The sequence below is a fragment of the Marivirga tractuosa DSM 4126 genome (assembly GCF_000183425.1).
Lineage (GTDB): Bacteria > Bacteroidota > Bacteroidia > Cytophagales > Cyclobacteriaceae > Marivirga > Marivirga tractuosa.
In genome coordinates this window covers 197,014-214,200 of record NC_014759.1, presented here as the reverse complement: position 1 = coordinate 214,200, position 17,187 = coordinate 197,014, and the positions used below count along the sequence as shown (strand labels likewise).

The window sequence follows — 17,187 nt, the reverse complement described above, 5'->3', positions numbered from 1 at the left end:
AAGTTGTAAGTATTAAGTACTTAAAACAGAGTTATAGGTACAGAGAACAAAGAAAAGAGATTGAAAATTAGTACTATTTAGATATATAGAATACCTGTGAGCATCACCCCCTTAGAAATAATATACCAAGACGACTATTTAGTGGCTATCAATAAACCTCATGGATTGTTGGTGCATCGAACTAAGATTGCTACTGAAACGGATGTCTTCGCTTTGCAATTGCTAAGAGATCAATTGGGCCAGCGAGTTTATCCAGTACATAGAATAGACCGAAAAACGTCTGGGGTTTTACTCTTTGCTTTGGATGAAGAAAATAATTCAAAAACCACCGCTCTTTTCAGAGACCAGCAGATTGAGAAAACCTATTTAGCAATTGTAAGAGGTTTCACAGATTCCGAAGGCACTATCGATTACGCCTTGAGGAAGGAAAGCGGTCAATTACAAGAATCTGTAACCCATTATAAAACCTTAGCAAAGACCGAAATTCCAGTTCCTTTAGGTAAATTTGAAACATCCCGGTATTCATTAGTTGAAGTAAGACCAGAAACAGGAAGGATGCATCAAATCAGAAAGCATTTGGCACATATTCATCATCCGATTATTGCAGATCGTCCCCATGGTTGCAATAAGCAGAACAAATTATTCAAGGAAAAATGGGCTATGGACAGCATGCTCTTACATGCCAAAGAAGTCATATTTAAACATCCTGTTAGCCATGATGTTGTTCATATTAAAGCAAATATTTCATCTGAATTTGAAAGGACTTTAAGCTTTCTTAATTTTGATTTCAAAATCTAATAATATCTTAATAAAATCCGGCACATCAGTCACTGAAAACGTATATATAGTATAGAAGAAACTGTCATGAGCAAGAAAAACAAAAAGCACAGAGAAGGGATTGTTTATTCAACTTCTGATGATTTTGAATATGATTATGAAAGTCAAGAAGAACAAGAAACATTGCCGCCTTCGGAGCAAAATTTAAAAGTGCAATTAGATAAGAAAGCCAGAGCTGGCAAGAAAGTAAGTCTAATTAGTGGTTTTGTTGGAACTGAAAATGATTTAAAAGACTTAGGCAAAAAGTTGAAATCAAAATGTGGTGTTGGTGGCAGTGTGAAAGATGGCGAAATTCTTATTCAAGGAGATTTTCGAGAAAAAATTATAGAAGTTTTACAAAAAGATGGCTACAACAAAGTTAAAAAGGTGGGCGGGTAGAAAACTGCGCTACTACAAAGATAAATTCATATTTAAACTCAAGCGATACACGATTGCTGTACTCACTTCTGACAAATCTGATGTATCCATTGCATTAAGTTATTCATTTGGTACTTTAATAGCACTTTTACCTACGCCAGGTTTTAGCACTGCAATTGGTGTTGGCTTTATGACAATTTTCAAACAGCTCAATAAAATGGCGGTTTTGCTCTCTATGTTGGTGTGGAATGCTATTACTATTATCCCCATATATTGGTTAAGCTATAGAATTGGAAGTAGAATTTCCAATAGTTTACCTGATGTGGAAGTACAGAATGAAACTATTCGACAAATTCTGTTATTTTTCAAGCAATTCGCTTTAGGAAACTTAGCACTTACCATTCCAATTGCTATCGGAAGCTATTTTCTTGCAATCTTACTGTTAAGATTAGCCAGAAAAATGAGGTTACGAAAGACAGAAAGAAGGGGGAATAAAATTCCTGCTTAAAATATTTACCCTCAACTATTGAGCCCTATTCTCGTCCTAATTAAAAACACTGACAAATGTCAGGATTAGAGGTAATCAAAGTCAGTGTATTTCATTTCAGATATTTCTAATTTTAAAATAAAGATTACAAAAGAGAAGCAAAGTAATCTGATTATTGAATTTTGAACTTTAAAAAATTAGAAGCCATGATTAAGCACATATTAGTTCCGACTGATTTTTCCGATTGCGCAATGAACGCTTTGGAATATGCTCTAAAGTTTGCAAAACAGATCAATCCACAAGCAGAAATTACAATTTTGAATGCTTACACTGTGCCCTTAGCCTATGCTGACTTCAACTTAGCATATGATGTAGGAGAAAGTGAAGATGATATTAAAAAGTATATCAATTCAGAGTTTGATAAACTTGAAAGCAGATTACCACTGCTAAAAGAGTTTGAATATGAAACCATAAAAACGGAGAATTATGTAAAGGATGCGGTTGAAGAATATTGCCTAGAAAATGATGTTGATTTAATCATTATGGGAACCAAAGGCGCAAGTGGAGTTGATGAAGTGATTTTAGGAACAAATGCTCATAGAGTTATTAAAGCTGAACTAGCTCCCGTTCTGGTCATACCTGAAGATGCTAAATATGAAGATATTAAGAGCATTGCATTATCAAGTGATTACAAAGGTATTATGGCAGAGTTACTTAGCCCTGTTAAAGCCATTCGACAAGCATATGCTTCCGAAATTCATTTGATTCATGTGAGTACGGAGCCGATGTTGGACAGGGAAAAATCTGAGGAAGCTAAAAATCTTGAACTGCATTTGAAAGGACTTCCGCATCAGTACCATTTTATGGTCAATAAAAATGTAGAGGAAGGTATAGATGAATTTGCAGAAAAGAATAAAATTGACCTTTTAGTGGTTTTACCAAGAAAGAAAGGGTTATTTGAAAGCCTATTTAGCAAGAGCGAAAGCAAATCTTTGATATTCCATACCAAAGTGCCACTTTTAGCACTTTCAGCTTCTAAAAAGAAGGTGATTGAGGCTGATTGATGTCAGTAAACTGCTTCCGGTCGGTGTGTCACCGACCGGGGGATAATTCGCAGTCTGATCCATGGTCGGTGGCACACCGACCATCATCTACAAACTTAGCCTTTATTCTTCCTGTGTAAACTCTGCTAAATCCTCAACACTATCCAAATCAAGTTCTTCCGCTTGCTCTTTTCGTATCAAAATTGCAAAAGTATTATTAAAGCCTAATGCAGGCAACCATTCAAAACCGAATTGCTTTTGTGATTCTTTGTTAACAAAATTATATACTTTGTCTGGATTTGAAAACAAAACTCCTCTCTCCTTCTCATTAGTTTCCAACAGCAATAATAAAGCAGTTCCTGTATATTCTGGATAGATATCAATTTCATCATTCTTCATGGCATCCATCAAAAGTTTTGTGCCACCAAAACCTAATTTCAATTCCACATTCAATCGAGTATTTTGCTCTATTACCATTTTAAATATGTGCGCTAAAATGTAATTTTCAGTAAATGCTTTACTTCCTATTTTAATGGTTCCATTCTTACTTTCAGATTTCTTATTCTTTGCCAAGAAACCTTTATTATTTAAAAATTCAAGAGCAACTTCTTCAGGCTGCTTCTTTTCCTCGTCTACTCTATAATTCATTGCAGTCATTTCTGCATTGCTGATTTGATTTTCAAGTAGAGACAGACTATTTCTTATTTCAGGAAATCTATCTAAAACAGCTTGTCTGGCAACAGGTGCCGCTTCATAAGGAGGGAAATAATTACGATTATCTTTCAAGGTTTTTAGATTATAAGCTTTAATTCTGCCATCAGTAGAAAAGCCGCTAATGACATCTACTTCCTCATTGGCCAAAGCCTGGTACATTAAGCCAATTTCCATTTCCACATAATCTATTTCAAAATCATAGGCTTTGAATAAACCTTTCAAGCCATCTTCTCTAAAAACAAATTCAGATGGAAATCCGCCCAAAAGCTCTCTTTTATCCGAAGAAAAATTGAGTTTTTGAAATCCAGAGATCAACAGATACACCAACATCCCACCAAAAACTATAAAAGAAAACCAGCGAATAATTTTCAAACTACTCTTTTGAATCCTTCCTAAAATTGCATCAAAAAACAAAGCTAATAATGAAGCTGGTATAGCTCCAGCTAAAATCATATTGGTATTATTTAACTGAATGCCTTGAAGGATGAATTTACCTAAACCACCTGCTGCTATAAAAGCACTTAAAGTAGCCACTCCAACATTTATCACAGATGCCGTTCTAATTCCGGCCATAATATACGGCAAAGCCAATGGTAACTCTACTTTAAATAAAACTTGAGAGCGTTTCATTCCCATGGCGATCGCTGATTCTCTTACAGCAGCATCTACTTCAATTATCCCCGTATAGGTGTTTCGCACTATAGGAAGCAAGGCGTAAAGGAAAAGCGCAATAATTGCCGGAACTACCCCGATACCAAAGAAAGGCAAGAGAAAGCCTAAAAGCGCTAAACTAGGGATAGTCTGTATGGTATTGACGAAGGAGAGAACCGTTTTAGTTGATTTTTGATAAATAGCAATTAAAATACCGATTGTAATTCCTAACAAAACCGCAATGCATAACGAAACCAAAGTAAGCTCAATATGCTCCAATAATTGTTTGAAGACCTCCGCCTTATTTTTAACTAGGAAATCAAGAAATGACATCATCCTTTGTCCTCCTTCCAATTATAGAATGCATCCAAAACAATTGAATGAAATTTGCTATCTGAATATTGCAGAAAATCCAATACTGAATTATCGCTATTGTCTTCTAGAAAAAATTGACCTTTAATATATTTTTGAATTTCATTTAGTGAAACCGAAGCTAAAGAGGCTTGAAACTGATCTCCTTTGATAAATTTAGCTACCCAATCATTCTTTGGATGAAAAATGATTTCCTGAGGTGTACCCACTTGTTGGATTTCACCATTGGCTAATAAACAAATCCTATCAGCCATACTAACTGCCTCCAAAACATCATGCGTTACCATCACAGCTGTTAGCTTTTCTTCTCTTTGGATTTTTCGAAACTTATTCCTGATTATTACTCTAGATATTGGATCTAAAGCACTAAAAGGCTCATCTAACAAAATCATTTTAGGTTTTGCCACAAGGGCACGAGCCAATCCAATTCTTTGTGCTTCTCCCCCACTTAATTCGGCTGGATATTTATTTCCGTAAATGGAAGCAGGCATTCCAATTTTACCCAACCACTGATGAACTTTTTGTTTAATTGATTTTTCATCTTCAGCTTTCAATCTTAGTATAGTGGCTACATTGTCATATACTGAATAATGCGGAAACAAGCCAACTTTCTGAATGACGTAGCCGATTTGCTTTCTTAAATCAAGTATATTATGCAGACCAATATTCTGATTCGAAATCTCTATTGAGCCCGAATCGGGCTTTTCCAACGCATTGATCATTCTCAGCATTGTCGTTTTACCACTTCCGCTTGCCCCCAGAAGCACCATCAATTCTCCCTTCTGGATTTCTAGATTAATCTTTTTAAGTACTAGCTGTTGGTCAAAAGACTTTTCAATATTTTGGAAAGAAATCATAATTGTCAATTTACAGCCGAAATGCAATATGAGAAAAGGAATGCAATTTTATTTTCAGATACGACAAACAAAAAGATTAGAAAATGGTCTATAACTCCATAAAAAAATAGATATGCTGCACATAAATTCTGAATCGATTGAAAAAATGGAAAGCCGATATCAGGCTAATCTCTTCAATACCATTTCTGGTTTTAAAAGTGCCAATCTAATTGGAACTAGAGATAAATCTGGAAATACGAATTTAGCTATATTCAACTCCGTGGTTCATATAGGCGCTAATCCTCCTTATTTAGGATTTATTTTAAGACCGACCACTGTTGAAAGGCATACTTATCAGAACATTAAGGAAACTGGATTTTATACGATAAATCATGTTCATGAGCGTTTTATAGAAAAGGCACATCAAACATCCGCAAAGTATGCAAAGAACGTATCTGAATTTAAAGCTTGTGGCTTTGAGGAAGAATATTTGAATAAATTCACAGCACCATTTGTTAAAGAATCAAAAATAAAAATAGGTTTACAATTCGAAGAGGAACATTTAGTTAAAGCAAATGACACCTTACTAATTGTAGGAAAAGTATTAAATGCATATTTAGATGACAAACTTATTTCCGCTGATGGTACAATTAGTCTAACTGAAGCTGGCACTGTAGCAATTTCAGGTCTGTATGAATATTTAAAACCTTTGAAGTTAAATAAGTTTGAATATGCGAAGCCATAATACGAAAAAGTACAAAACCTATTTAGTTTAAAACAGTATAACAAGCAACGACATATCAAAAATCACAAATATGAAGGGGTACAAAATAGGGAGATTTACAGGCGTATTAGGATTGATATTAGCATTTAGCTTTCAATCTTGCGCACAGCAAAATAGCAGTTCTGAGAATAAAAAAAGTCTTAAAGATCGTACTTTTGAAGTAAAAAAAACAGAAGCTGAATGGAAAGAAATTCTTAGTCCGCTGGAGTTTAAAGTATTAAGAGAAGCTGGTACTGAACGAGCTTTCACAGGAAAATACAATGACTTCAAAAAAGATGGGGTATTTGTCTGTAATGGATGCAAAACAGAATTATTCAGCTCTGAAACTAAATATGAAAGCGGGACGGGCTGGCCTAGTTTTTATAAGCCACTACATGATGAAAATGTTTTAGAAGTAAAAGATCGTTCATTAGGCATGGTAAGAACAGAGGTAGTGTGCGCAAGTTGTGGCGGTCATTTAGGACATGTATTCGAAGATGGTCCTAAACCAACTGGTCTTAGATATTGCTTAAATTCAGCTGCCTTAGATTTCAAAGAGAACAAGGATTAGCGAATACCGTTTGCAGGAAATTTCCCTTTAATAGGTCTATAGAAATCTTTTATCTTTTCAATATTTTCCATCATATCGCCTTTGGCTTCAAAACTTGGACCAATCCCTGCTATTTTATTTTCATAATCTAAATACCCACAAAGAATAGGAACCCCTGCTCCTTCAGCGATACGATAAAAGCCTGATTTCCATTCTGGTTGATAACTTCTAGTACCTTCAGGAGTAACTAAAATGACCAATTCATCTCTTTCATCGAAAAGTTGAATCATGGCTTCAGTCATAGATTGCTTTTTGCCTTTTTTGTGAGTTCGATCAATTCCAATGGCACCGAAACCATTCAAAATCCATTTTAAAGGACCTACTAGGAGTTCTTTCTTAACAGTGTAGCGCACAGGAATTTTAAGGATATAGAATGCAGCTCTAGCCCAAACTAAATCCCAATTAGAAGTGTGTGGAGCAGCTATCATGACTGCTTTTTTTGTATGCTCTGGAATTTTTGCTGATACCTTCCATCCTCCTAGCCAGAGGATCAATTTTGATAAGTAATAAAACATGCCTTTTATTTAGTTACAAATATACTAAGGCAAGTGATCTATTTCGAATAGAATGGTAAATATTAATTAGTTAAGCTAACGCGAACAGAATTACGTTTAGAATCATAAATATCAGCTTCGGTTAAATCAATGGATTTATCTATTTCTGTATTATTGTTTTTAGCAGAAAACTGCTGGTTCTGATTCTTAAAATAGTTCTCACTTATCACTAAACTGCATGCAACCCCAGTTAGCAAGAAAAATGTGGTAAAAAATCTTCTCATATTTATATTTTTAGCGTCTCGTCATTAACGACACCGAAAAACACAAAAAGGTTGGTGAAAGATATTAATAAAAATCAAGTATTTGTAAAGTACAAAAAATCAAGATAATCTATAGAAAGCCATAATTGCTATTTTCCACATCTATAGGCTCAATTTCAACTTGAAATGGCTAAGACTATTAATACCTTAAATATTCAATTAATTCAAAATATTTTTTCCATAAAAAAACCCGGAAAATCAAATCCGGGTCTAAACAAACTAATTATGAAAAAAAATTATGACTCTATCTCACCGTACTTCTCTGCCCAAATTCCTTCTAATTGCTCTAAACTCTTACCCTTAGTTTCAATAATGTATTTTTTAGTAAAGAAGATTAAGAATATTATAAATGCAATAAAAATCACATAAGGTAAAGAGCCATTCCAAAATCCTGTGCCTCTAGCATTTGCATCACTTTCAACTATAATTGGAAATGACTGCGACACGAGAAAATTACCTGCCCACTGTACAGCAACTGCAATTGACATAGCAGCACTTCTTATTTTATTAGGAAACATTTCAGAGAGTAGTACCCAAGTAACAGGCCCCATACTCATGGCAAAGGCACCGATAAATAATAATATACCAATCAATGAAACCAAACCAACTGCATCTAAATATAATGAACCTCCTAATAAGGCAAACCCTAAAATCATTCCAACAGCTCCGATATAAATTAGAGGCTTTCTACCCAATTTATCTACCGTGAACATAGCTAAAAAAGTAAAGACAAAATTGACGGCACCAAGCATGATTTGTTGTGCTAAAACATCTTCCTGAGTAAAACCTAAAGCCTTTTCAAATATATCGCCTCCATAATATAATACTGCATTAATACCTGTAAATTGCTGTAGCAAGGACAATATTGAACCAATTACAATTATTGGGATAACAGATTTTTGTAAAACCGAAGCTCCTTTTAATTGTGTTTTTCGTTCTTTTTGAAGCGAAAATTTTATTTCATCAATTTCTTTTTGAGCCTCCTCTTTTTCATGCAGAGTATTCAAAACTTTTAAAGCTTCTTCTTCTTTGCCTGATAAAACCAACCATCTTGGACTTCTTGGAATAAAAAAAGTAAGGATTAAGAATATAGAACAAGGTATTAATTCAGACCAAAACATCCATCTCCAGCCAGTGTCAATGTTCTCTTGCGGGGTATTTCCTTCTCCAATATAATAAGTAGCTAAAAAAACCACAAAAAAACCAGTAACAACAGCTAACTGGTAAAATGTAACTAGGATTCCTCTTTTATCCTTTGGTGAAATCTCAGCAATGTAAGTAGGTGCTGCCATTGAGGCTAAACCAATACCTAAGCCTCCAATTATCCTAAAAACCACAAGCAACGTTACAGACTGCTGCATAAATGCCGGGAGACCTGAGCCTAAGGCCGAAACTGTAAATAGGAGAGCTGACATGATTAATGCTGCTTTTCTACCAACTTTAGTTGTAATATAGCCTGCGGAAAGAGCACCTACCAGACACCCAATTAATGCACTCCCTACAACCCAGCCTTTCATCCAAGCATCTAATTCAAAGTATTTACTGAAATAGAATTGTGCTCCATTAATTACGCCAGTATCATAACCAAACAATAATCCACCTAAGGCGGCTACTGCAGCTATCAAGATTAAAAGTCCTTTTTTCGACATTTCCAATAGTATTTTTAAGTGAAAAGCTATATTACCAAAAAATATTGATGTTAAAACATCATTTAACAGTAAATTTTATAGGTGGTTAATATTTTTGATTATGACTAATAAATTATTTTGCTAAATCTGGTTTTTGAGAATATAACCTCACATAATCAATTACAAATTCTTGGGGGAAACTTTTATCATCAATTCCGTACTTTCCACCCCAATTACCACCAACTGCCAGGTTTAAGATTAAATGAAATTCATTGTCAAATGGCCATCCATCTTTTCCATCTCCATTTTTATATACTGCATGATAAGGAATATCATCTACCAGCCATTCAATTTTTTGCTCTGTCCAATGAATAGCATAGGTATGGAACTTCTCATGCGCATCCGGAATTTTAACAGAATCAGACTTCTCTGTCCCTTTGATATGATTATAGCTCTCAGTATGAATTGTACCATAAACCGTCCCCGGATTATATCCAACATATTCCATAATATCAATTTCACCATCTCTTGGCCACTCCATGTTGCCCTTCAAAGTAGGAAGCATCCAAATTGCTGGCCATGAGCCCTTTCCTTCAGGTAATTTCGCTCTCACTTCAACGTAGCCATATTTCCAATCCAATATATCTTTTGTTGTTAGTTTAGCTGATGTATACCCATTTTCCGCATCTTTTAATGCATTGATAACTAACTTTCCATCTTCTAACCTGAGGTTTTCCAAATTCTTGGTATAAAACTGTTTTTCGTTATTCCCAAAGCCGCATAATTCGGGGCAACCATCACCCTCAGAAATATTCCAGTTTTTCGAATCAGGTAAACCGGTTCCATCAAATTCATCAGACCAAATTAAATAATCTTCTTTTTGATTACATTGGCTGAACAACAGCAAAAGCCCTATTACATATAATTTCTTCATTTTAATTTAAATTCTTTATGTTCTTCAACTGATGAATTACCACCAATAAACACCCTAAAATCACCCTTCTCTAGAGATAAATCTCCATTTGACTTATAATAGGATAGCATTTGTGGATTTATTGAAAATTCCACTTTTACTGATTCCCCCGCGTTAATCATTACTTTTTGAAAGGCTTTTAAAGACTTTACCATAGGGGTTTCATCCGCAACTAAATCTTGTATATAAAGTTGAACCACCTCTCGCCCATCACGATTACTCGTATTCTTCACATTTACTGAAACAGTAATACTCTCATCTTCTGACAGAGAGCTTTTGGATAATTCTATTTCTCCATATTCAAAAGTAGAATAGCTCAAACCATATCCGAAAGGGTAAAGTGGAGAATTGTCAACATCAGTATGGTGAGCATAAAACACTTGACCAGGAGCAGTCGATGGTCTGCCAGTAACCTTATGATTATAGTAAATAGGAACTTGTCCGACCTGACGAGGGAAACTCATAGTTAATTTCCCTGAGGGATTATTTTTTCCAGTCAAAGTTTCAGCTATGGCCGTTCCGGCTCTTTGTCCTAAGTGCCAAGCTTCCACTATTGCAGGAATATTTTCATCTTCCCAACTCAAATCCAAAGGTCTACCATTCATCAAAACCAAAACAATATTTGGATTAATTGCATGAATCTCTTTAAGCAATTCTTTTTGTAATCCTGGTAATGTGATAGCTGCGCGGCTTCTACCCTCTCCAGACATATAGGCAGTTTCACCCAATGCCATAATCACCAAATCTGAATTTTTAGCCAATTGCTTTGCTTCTTCAAATCCAGAGCGATCATCTTCATTGATCACTTGCTCCTGAAAGAAGTTATTAGGTCCAATGGATAGCTTAACCCCTTCTGCATATCTTAATGAAGTAGTTTTCGGTAAAGTATTTTCTAAACCCTCAAATAATGAAATAGCAGAGTTTTCGACTGCCTGAGCTCTCCAATTTCCTAAAGGAGTATCCTTATCTTTGGCTAATGGTCCAATAACCGCAATATTTTTAGTCTCTACCAAGGGTAGCAATTCATTATCGTTTTTCAAGAGCACAATTGATTCTTTAGCAATTTCTTCTGCTAAAGCGTGATGTTGCTTATTACCTACAATTTCATTTTCTCTTTCTAAATCAGAATATTTATAAGGATCGTCAAAGAGGCCTAATTTGAACTTTAACTCCAACACATTTCGAACAGCATCATCAATTAAAGTTTCTTGAATTACCCCATCGTTGACCAACTTAGCAAGATGTTGAATATAGGCTGTCCCTTCCATATCTATTTCACTACCAGCAGTAATTGCTTTTTTAGCCGCATCTTTCAAATCAGGACTCACGCCATGATTAACTAATTCCCCGATAGAATTCCAGTCAGAAACCACAACTCCATCATAATTCCATTTTTTGCGAAGAATATCTTGCAACAAATACTGGTTAGCGGTTGCAGGAACTGCATTTATATCATTAAACGAATTCATAAAGCTGGCTACATTAACCTCAGTAGCTGCTTTAAAAGGTGGCAGAATGTGATTATGAAGGATATACTGATTGATATTAACAGAATTATAATCTTTCCCGCTTTCAGCATAACCATATCCAGCAAAGTGTTTTGCAGTAGCTGCAATTGTTTTGTTATGAGCTAAATCTTCACCTTGAAAACCACGAATCCTTGCTTTTGCAATTTCAGCATGTAAAAACGGATCTTCACCGGCTCCTTCCATTACCCTACCCCATCGGGCATCAACGGTAACGTCTATCATTGGAGCAAAGGTCCAGTGTAAACCAGATGCTGCAGCTTCTGCAGCTGCTGCCTGAGCGGTTTTCTGCATTAGGTCTAAATTCCAGGAAGCACTTTCTGCCAGAGGAACTGGAAACATGGTTTGATACCCATGAATAACGTCATATGCAAAAAGAAGTGGTATGCCTAATCTTGAGTTTTCGACTACTAATTCTTGCATTTTGCGAGTATTTTCTGCTCCCAATAAATTGAGTACAGACCCTACTTGCCCAGAAATTAATTGTTGATAGCGAATACTATCTTGACCTTTTTTATTTCCTGGCCCAGTAAATTCACTTCCCAGGCTATATTGGTTTAATTGTCCAATTTTTTCTTCTAAGGTCATTAAAGAAAGAAGTGAATCGACCTTAGTATTAATAACATTTTGCGAGCTATTGTTTTTAGCAGGATCAGCACAAGAAATTACAAATACTGCAGCAACAGCTACCCCTATTAATTTCAATAGATTATTATGCATGTCTATTTATAGTTTTATGGTTGTAGGCGAATATACTATTTATGGTTGTTGAAATACTCTTACATAATCTATCCACATTTCTTGTGGAAACTCTGTATTGGCATCAGGATAGCCTGGCCAGTTACCTCCTACGGCTACATTAAAAATAAAGAAAAACTCTTCTCTAAATTCATCTAAATGAGCAGGCGTAGTATCAATTGAACCATAGGGCTCATTATCAATCAACCATTGAATGGAATTTTCATCCCAAATTATGGAAAACACATGGAATTTATCTGCTAAGGTGCCATCAGATAGATTTTTACTATGACCAAAATTGGCATAACCTTCATTACTTTGCCAATGAACTGTACCATGCACGGTAGCTTCCCTTCCTTGGCCTCCAATCATTTCCATAATATCAATTTCACCGCAATGTGGCCATCCAACTTGTCTGAAATTGGAACCTAACATCCAGATAGCTGGCCATATTCCTTGACCATATGGCATTCTTGCTCTGATATCGAATCTACCATACTTAAATTCTTTTATACCTTCTGTTATAATTCTTGACGAAGTATATTCTTGCCCTTGAAAATTTTCTTTTTTTGCCTGAATGACTAAATAACCTTCTTCTAGACGTGTATTTTCTTCTCTGTAGTACTGCGATTCATTATTTCCCCATCCGTTACTACCTGTACCGATTTCAAATGTATAGTCATCGGAAAGTTGGTCAGCTTCAAATTCATCTTGCCAAACTAAATTATAGCCTTCGTATTCCATAGGTGAAACATAGCCTTCATCATCAATATCAGAGTTTTGTTGAATTGTAATAGTTACCTCCTGAGAGCTTGAAATAAAGACTTCTGCTGTAGTATGTGCATTAACTTCTATAGTATAGTCCCCTGACTCTGCGTATGAATAGGTAACTTCACCATCATCATCTCGCAATTTATCAGAACCATCACCAAATGAAAAAGTATAATAGTTAGCGTTTTCAGCAGATGCTGAAACCTTTATCGTATTGGAATTTGATTCATTAATGACAACTTCCACATTTAAATCACTTGGCGGCAGTGGCACAATTTCAGAATCTGCACTAGTGCAAGCGATTGAAAATAATGAAAGAATTAGGACTTGAACTCTGAAAAGCATAAGCGTAAAAGAAATAATTAAAGAAAATTTATGTAAAGATTACAAAATAAAGAGCGGAAGTTAGTATTATCTCCCACTCTTTATCCTAATATTATTCCGCTGGGACTAAAACAAAGTTCCAGTAGACACTACCATCGCCAGAAACATCAATTGCCAAGCTAAGTTCTTCACCAGAGGCATTCTTAAAGTAATCGATAACCTCATAGGTAACTGGCTTGTCCATATCTGGTGGTGCTGCACCATATTCACCTCCGTTATAAGCTTTTGGTAAAGCTATAAAAGCACCTGTACCCCTAACTGTGATAAAAGCGGGATCAGTGTCAGTAGCAGGAGTTAAAGAAAAGGAATGTGTTCCAGGTCCCCATGCCTCGGCATCAGTTCCATCCAATGCCGTATCATCAGTACAACCTTCAGCTATTCCCATATAAGCTTCACCGTAAATGTCACCATTGGCATTATATTCATATTGACCTCCTGTTTTGAAAATGAATTCATCATTAAATAAGCATGGTCTATCACCCGAAATATCGGCACCATTAGGGAAAAACTCATCGCTGCCCTTCGCTGGTCCAACTCCAAAAGCACCTGCTGCTGGTTTTAGAACCCATGCCTTTTCATTCTCCCCTGTTAGAAGATCTAAAGAGATTTCATCAGCAGACTCAGTAGCAAAGCCTATATCATCTATATAGAATGTACCGCCATTGTTATTATCAGTATCTGCGAAAATAACTAAATTTTGAAGATTACTTTGAGCTCCAGTGAAATCAAAAGTAAGTTCAACCCACTCATTAGCAACTGGGATACTTACGTTCTGCTCAGTGAAAGTACCTGCGTCACCTGCAGCTTCTAACTTTAAGATTGCATTTGTAGCAACTGGAGACCATATTTTCATAGACAAAGTAGTATTCTCAGAAAAATCAACTGGCTCATCCAACAACAATGCTAATCCTGCAAATGAAAATTCAGTACCTTTTTGAAATTCACCTACTCTTGCAGAAGTATTAGCTCCTGACGCATCTGGATTATCAATTACGTTGAAAACTGTACCACCAAATGTTCCAAATTGCGTGTTATTTTCCTCAAAAGTAAAAGGAAGCACTTTTGGAGCAGCTGAGACCGAAACTTCTTGCGTAACAGAAGCTGATTGACCAGGACCGCTGACCTCTAATGTAACACTATAAGTACCTTCTTCAGCATAAGTATGAATCGGACTTTCTTCACTACTAGTAGTTCCGTCACCAAACTCCCATGAATAAGTTTCAGCATTCAGACTTGTATTTGTAAAGGAAGCCGTAAGCTCTGTAGTTTCAACTGTAAAGCCAGCTTCAATTGGAGCAAATCCTTTTCTAATTAAACGATGAAACCACGATAAATCGGGAGTTGCAGCATCATTGAAGCGAACAAACATTTCATTTTCTGAAATAGAAAGAATTGTATAAGTATTTACCCCAGTGTTATAACCTATAAATCCATTATTGTTAAAACTGATGACCGGCTGACCCTCAGCGTTCTCAGAGATTGCAAAATTAATATTTTCCGGTGCATCATATGGAGCTTTTCTATCTCCCACTTCAGGTTCAAAGGCACCTGGGAAATTACTTGCTTGAGCAGGATTTAAATAAATATCGCCATTCGTTTCTTGAACATATTGATACTGATTTAAAATAAAAGTGTACTCATCATTGTACATTCCGCCTCCTGCTTTCTCATTGGCTCCTGCAGCATAGTAATCTGGCCCAGCTGCGTTTGGAGGTCCAACTCCAAAATGACCAGCACGTTCTGCATCAATTACCCAAGTCTTACCTTCTGGCTGATCACAGCCACCTGTTAGTAACTCCAAAAACTCTACATTACAGATATTCGGGTCAGTATTACTAATCGCTACTGTTTCGGATGAACTTACAGAACCACCAGCAGCATAGACCGTAAGCGTTACCTCATATTCACCTTCGAAAGGAAAATAAGCTTCTACCTCGTCCCCTTCTGCACTAGCACCATTGCCAAAATCCCACTTCTTAATAAAACCATCCGAGCTATTGCTCAAAATCACATAATTCTCACCTTTTGATGAAGGATTCACATCGAAAGAAGCTTCTCCAGCATCAGGTGCTTCTTCTAGCACAAACTCCTCATTACATGCTGTAAAAGCAAAAAGTAATGAGAGTATGAATAAATTGAAAATATACTTTTTCATAATTGTTAAATTAGATTCGTTTTAATAATTAGGGTTTTGATTCCAGTTTCCACCTGCTAAGTCGATCTCAATTTGAGGAATTGGAAATAACTCATTTTTACCAGCTGTAAACCCATCAATTTCTTGAGCTGCTCTACCTGTCCTCACTAAGTCCCAAAACCTAAAACCTTCACCTGAAAGTTCCAATCTTCTTTCAGCCCAAATAGCTTCAGTTAACTGCTCACCAGAAAAATTAACTTCAGGCATTCCTACTCTTTCTCTAACATCATTAAGGTAACCTAATGCTTTTGCATCATCTGGACCATTTTTTCTATTAAAAGCTTCCGCTGCCATCAAGTAAACATCAGGGAGCCTTATCAATCTGTAGTTAACTGGACTTGTTAAATCATTGTCAGGCAACCCTAATTCATCTTGTCTTTTGATATATTTATTGTTGTAGAAACCAGTGTGGCCTCCGCCTCCTACTGCATAAGAAATCTCAGCAGCATTAGGTTGTTCACTAATAAATTCATCTAAATTTAAAACAGTACCGTTTCTTCTTATGTCTCCTAATGCATAGGCTTCATACAAATCCTGTGTAGGTAGATTATAACTATTTCCATCACCGTAAACAGGTCCTTCGTATTGACGTATGCCTTGGAAACCAACAGCTGCAAAACCTTCAAGACAAACCAAACATCCGTATGATCCACCTTCTTGACCTGAATATTGAATTTCAAATACAGACTCAGAATTACCTTCCTGATTTACACTGAAAAGATCAGTATACTCTTCACTTGAAGTAGTTGTGATTAGGCTGTATGGCCCTTCATTAATCACTTGTTCTAAAACCTGAGAAGCTTCTTCAAATTTATCTTGATAAAGATAAACTCTACCTAATAGTGCTAGTGCAGCACCTTTGGTTACCTTGCCTTCCACTTCAACAGTCCAATCTAACACTTCAGAAGCTGCTATAAGATCTGCCTCTATTTGAGCATAAACTTCTGCCGATGGAGTTCTACCTATAGTTGTAACCTCATCAGCACCTAAAAACTTATCTACTATTAATGGGACATCTCCAAAATACTTAACCAATTGAAAGTAATAGTAAGCTCTTAAGAAATGTGCTTCACCAAATAAAACCTCTTTTCCAGGAAAATCTATATTATCCTTATTTATAAACAAATAGTTTGTTCTGGTAATTCCTGCATAATTAAACTGAAAAACACTTCTCAATTCATTATTAACTGCATTGTGATTCATAGCTTCTATCTCATGCAACCCTTGTGTATCGTTAACACTTTCACCACCGGCAATTGCATTATCAGAAGCAATTTCACCAATCCAAAGATTCAAATATGATGTTTGCATCAAATCATATGCTCCAACTAATGCTCTTTCATAGTCAGCTGGAGTGCTGAAATAAGAATCTGCATCTTGCGAGTACAAAGGCTCTAAATCGAGCTTATCATCGCAAGAATTTAAAACTATACTGCCCACTAGCAGTATAAAAAAACTAAATACTTTATTATATATTCTCATGATA

16 protein-coding genes are annotated in these 17,187 nt (G+C 35.9%); 6 read left to right on the top strand and 10 right to left on the bottom strand.

Annotated features, from left to right (window positions below):
* Nucleotides 1-96: 96 nt before the first annotated feature.
* From FTRAC_RS00865 to FTRAC_RS00850, 4 genes are all read left to right on the top strand, one after another.
* Nucleotides 97-798 carry a pseudouridine synthase gene (locus FTRAC_RS00865; protein WP_013452331.1) on the top strand — a complete coding sequence of 234 codons (702 nt, stop codon included), beginning with the start codon at nt 97-99 and terminating at the stop codon, nt 796-798.
* A 66-nt stretch (nt 799-864) separates the two neighbouring features.
* Nucleotides 865-1,215: a translation initiation factor gene (locus FTRAC_RS00860; RefSeq protein ID WP_013452330.1), complete on the top strand. Its 351-nt coding sequence runs from the start codon at nt 865-867 to the stop codon at nt 1,213-1,215.
* Nucleotides 1,181-1,702 carry a DUF2062 domain-containing protein gene (locus FTRAC_RS00855; protein ID WP_013452329.1) on the top strand — a complete coding sequence of 174 codons (522 nt, stop codon included), beginning with the start codon at nt 1,181-1,183 and terminating at the stop codon, nt 1,700-1,702. The genes FTRAC_RS00860 and FTRAC_RS00855 overlap by 35 nt, the downstream gene beginning before the upstream one ends.
* A 185-nt stretch (nt 1,703-1,887) precedes the next feature.
* Nucleotides 1,888-2,745, top strand: a complete 858-nt coding sequence (locus FTRAC_RS00850) for a universal stress protein (RefSeq protein ID WP_013452328.1) — start codon at nt 1,888-1,890, stop codon at nt 2,743-2,745.
* A gap of 102 nt (nt 2,746-2,847) precedes the next feature.
* Here the strand turns inward: FTRAC_RS00850 and FTRAC_RS00845 are convergent, their stop codons facing one another.
* Together FTRAC_RS00845 and FTRAC_RS00840 are read right to left on the bottom strand one after the other, a co-directional pair.
* On the bottom strand, nt 2,848-4,425 hold the full coding sequence (locus FTRAC_RS00845) for a glycine betaine ABC transporter substrate-binding protein (protein ID WP_013452327.1): 1,578 nt from the start codon (nt 4,423-4,425) through the stop codon (nt 2,848-2,850).
* Nucleotides 4,422-5,318 (bottom strand): ATP-binding cassette domain-containing protein, encoded by an 897-nt coding sequence (locus tag FTRAC_RS00840; protein ID WP_013452326.1) that lies wholly within the window; start codon nt 5,316-5,318, stop codon nt 4,422-4,424. Before FTRAC_RS00840 ends, FTRAC_RS00845 begins: the two co-directional genes overlap by 4 nt.
* 112 nt (nt 5,319-5,430) lie before the next feature.
* Between FTRAC_RS00840 and FTRAC_RS00835 the strand changes: the two genes are divergently transcribed.
* Nucleotides 5,431-6,042, top strand: coding sequence for a flavin reductase family protein (locus tag FTRAC_RS00835; RefSeq protein WP_013452325.1), 612 nt, complete (start codon nt 5,431-5,433; stop codon nt 6,040-6,042).
* 70 nt (nt 6,043-6,112) lie between these two features.
* On the top strand, nt 6,113-6,631 hold the full coding sequence (gene msrB, locus FTRAC_RS00830) for a peptide-methionine (R)-S-oxide reductase MsrB (RefSeq protein ID WP_013452324.1): 519 nt from the start codon (nt 6,113-6,115) through the stop codon (nt 6,629-6,631).
* Here the strand turns inward: msrB and FTRAC_RS00825 are convergent.
* The 8 genes from FTRAC_RS00825 to FTRAC_RS00790 form a co-directional block, all read right to left on the bottom strand.
* Nucleotides 6,628-7,185, bottom strand: a complete 558-nt coding sequence (locus FTRAC_RS00825; RefSeq protein ID WP_013452323.1) for a 1-acyl-sn-glycerol-3-phosphate acyltransferase — start codon at nt 7,183-7,185, stop codon at nt 6,628-6,630. The two genes, msrB and FTRAC_RS00825, sit on opposite strands and share 4 nt — an antisense overlap.
* A gap of 62 nt (nt 7,186-7,247) precedes the next feature.
* Entirely contained in the window at nt 7,248-7,448 is a 201-nt protein-coding gene (locus FTRAC_RS00820; protein ID WP_013452322.1) for a hypothetical protein, read from the bottom strand.
* Nucleotides 7,449-7,723: 275 nt separating this feature from the next.
* Nucleotides 7,724-9,136: a sugar porter family MFS transporter gene (locus FTRAC_RS00815; RefSeq protein WP_013452321.1), complete on the bottom strand. Its 1,413-nt coding sequence runs from the start codon at nt 9,134-9,136 to the stop codon at nt 7,724-7,726.
* 112 nt (nt 9,137-9,248) lie between these two features.
* A complete protein-coding gene (locus FTRAC_RS00810) occupies nt 9,249-10,049 on the bottom strand; it encodes a glycoside hydrolase family 16 protein (protein ID WP_013452320.1) in 801 nt (266 codons plus the stop codon).
* Entirely contained in the window at nt 10,046-12,334 is a 2,289-nt protein-coding gene (gene bglX / locus FTRAC_RS00805) for a beta-glucosidase BglX (RefSeq protein ID WP_013452319.1), read from the bottom strand. Before bglX ends, FTRAC_RS00810 begins: the two co-directional genes overlap by 4 nt.
* Before the next feature lie 39 nt (nt 12,335-12,373).
* Nucleotides 12,374-13,468 carry a family 16 glycosylhydrolase gene (locus tag FTRAC_RS00800; protein WP_013452318.1) on the bottom strand — a complete coding sequence of 365 codons (1,095 nt, stop codon included), beginning with the start codon at nt 13,466-13,468 and terminating at the stop codon, nt 12,374-12,376.
* A gap of 91 nt (nt 13,469-13,559) precedes the next feature.
* Complete coding sequence (locus FTRAC_RS20125; RefSeq protein WP_013452317.1) at nt 13,560-15,662, bottom strand: PKD domain-containing protein; 2,103 nt, start codon at nt 15,660-15,662, stop codon at nt 13,560-13,562.
* 21 nt (nt 15,663-15,683) lie between these two features.
* Nucleotides 15,684-17,183: a RagB/SusD family nutrient uptake outer membrane protein gene (locus FTRAC_RS00790; RefSeq protein ID WP_013452316.1), complete on the bottom strand. Its 1,500-nt coding sequence runs from the start codon at nt 17,181-17,183 to the stop codon at nt 15,684-15,686.
* Between the last annotated feature and the right edge of the window lie 4 nt (nt 17,184-17,187).

Coding starts and splice junctions, on each gene's coding strand:
- FTRAC_RS00860 (WP_013452330.1), top strand. CDS start 865: ATGAGCAAGAAAAACAAAAAGCACAGAGAAGGGATTGTTTATTCAACT.
- FTRAC_RS00855 (WP_013452329.1), top strand. CDS start 1,181: ATGGCTACAACAAAGTTAAAAAGGTGGGCGGGTAGAAAACTGCGCTAC.
- FTRAC_RS00850 (WP_013452328.1), top strand. CDS start 1,888: ATGATTAAGCACATATTAGTTCCGACTGATTTTTCCGATTGCGCAATG.
- FTRAC_RS00845 (WP_013452327.1), bottom strand. CDS start 4,425: ATGATGTCATTTCTTGATTTCCTAGTTAAAAATAAGGCGGAGGTCTTC.
- FTRAC_RS00840 (WP_013452326.1), bottom strand. CDS start 5,318: ATGATTTCTTTCCAAAATATTGAAAAGTCTTTTGACCAACAGCTAGTA.
- FTRAC_RS00835 (WP_013452325.1), top strand. CDS start 5,431: ATGCTGCACATAAATTCTGAATCGATTGAAAAAATGGAAAGCCGATAT.
- msrB (WP_013452324.1), top strand. CDS start 6,113: ATGAAGGGGTACAAAATAGGGAGATTTACAGGCGTATTAGGATTGATA.
- FTRAC_RS00825 (WP_013452323.1), bottom strand. CDS start 7,185: ATGTTTTATTACTTATCAAAATTGATCCTCTGGCTAGGAGGATGGAAG.
- FTRAC_RS00820 (WP_013452322.1), bottom strand. CDS start 7,448: ATGAGAAGATTTTTTACCACATTTTTCTTGCTAACTGGGGTTGCATGC.
- FTRAC_RS00815 (WP_013452321.1), bottom strand. CDS start 9,136: ATGTCGAAAAAAGGACTTTTAATCTTGATAGCTGCAGTAGCCGCCTTA.
- FTRAC_RS00810 (WP_013452320.1), bottom strand. CDS start 10,049: ATGAAGAAATTATATGTAATAGGGCTTTTGCTGTTGTTCAGCCAATGT.
- bglX (WP_013452319.1), bottom strand. CDS start 12,334: ATGCATAATAATCTATTGAAATTAATAGGGGTAGCTGTTGCTGCAGTA.
- FTRAC_RS00800 (WP_013452318.1), bottom strand. CDS start 13,468: ATGCTTTTCAGAGTTCAAGTCCTAATTCTTTCATTATTTTCAATCGCT.
- FTRAC_RS20125 (WP_013452317.1), bottom strand. CDS start 15,662: ATGAAAAAGTATATTTTCAATTTATTCATACTCTCATTACTTTTTGCT.
- FTRAC_RS00790 (WP_013452316.1), bottom strand. CDS start 17,183: ATGAGAATATATAATAAAGTATTTAGTTTTTTTATACTGCTAGTGGGC.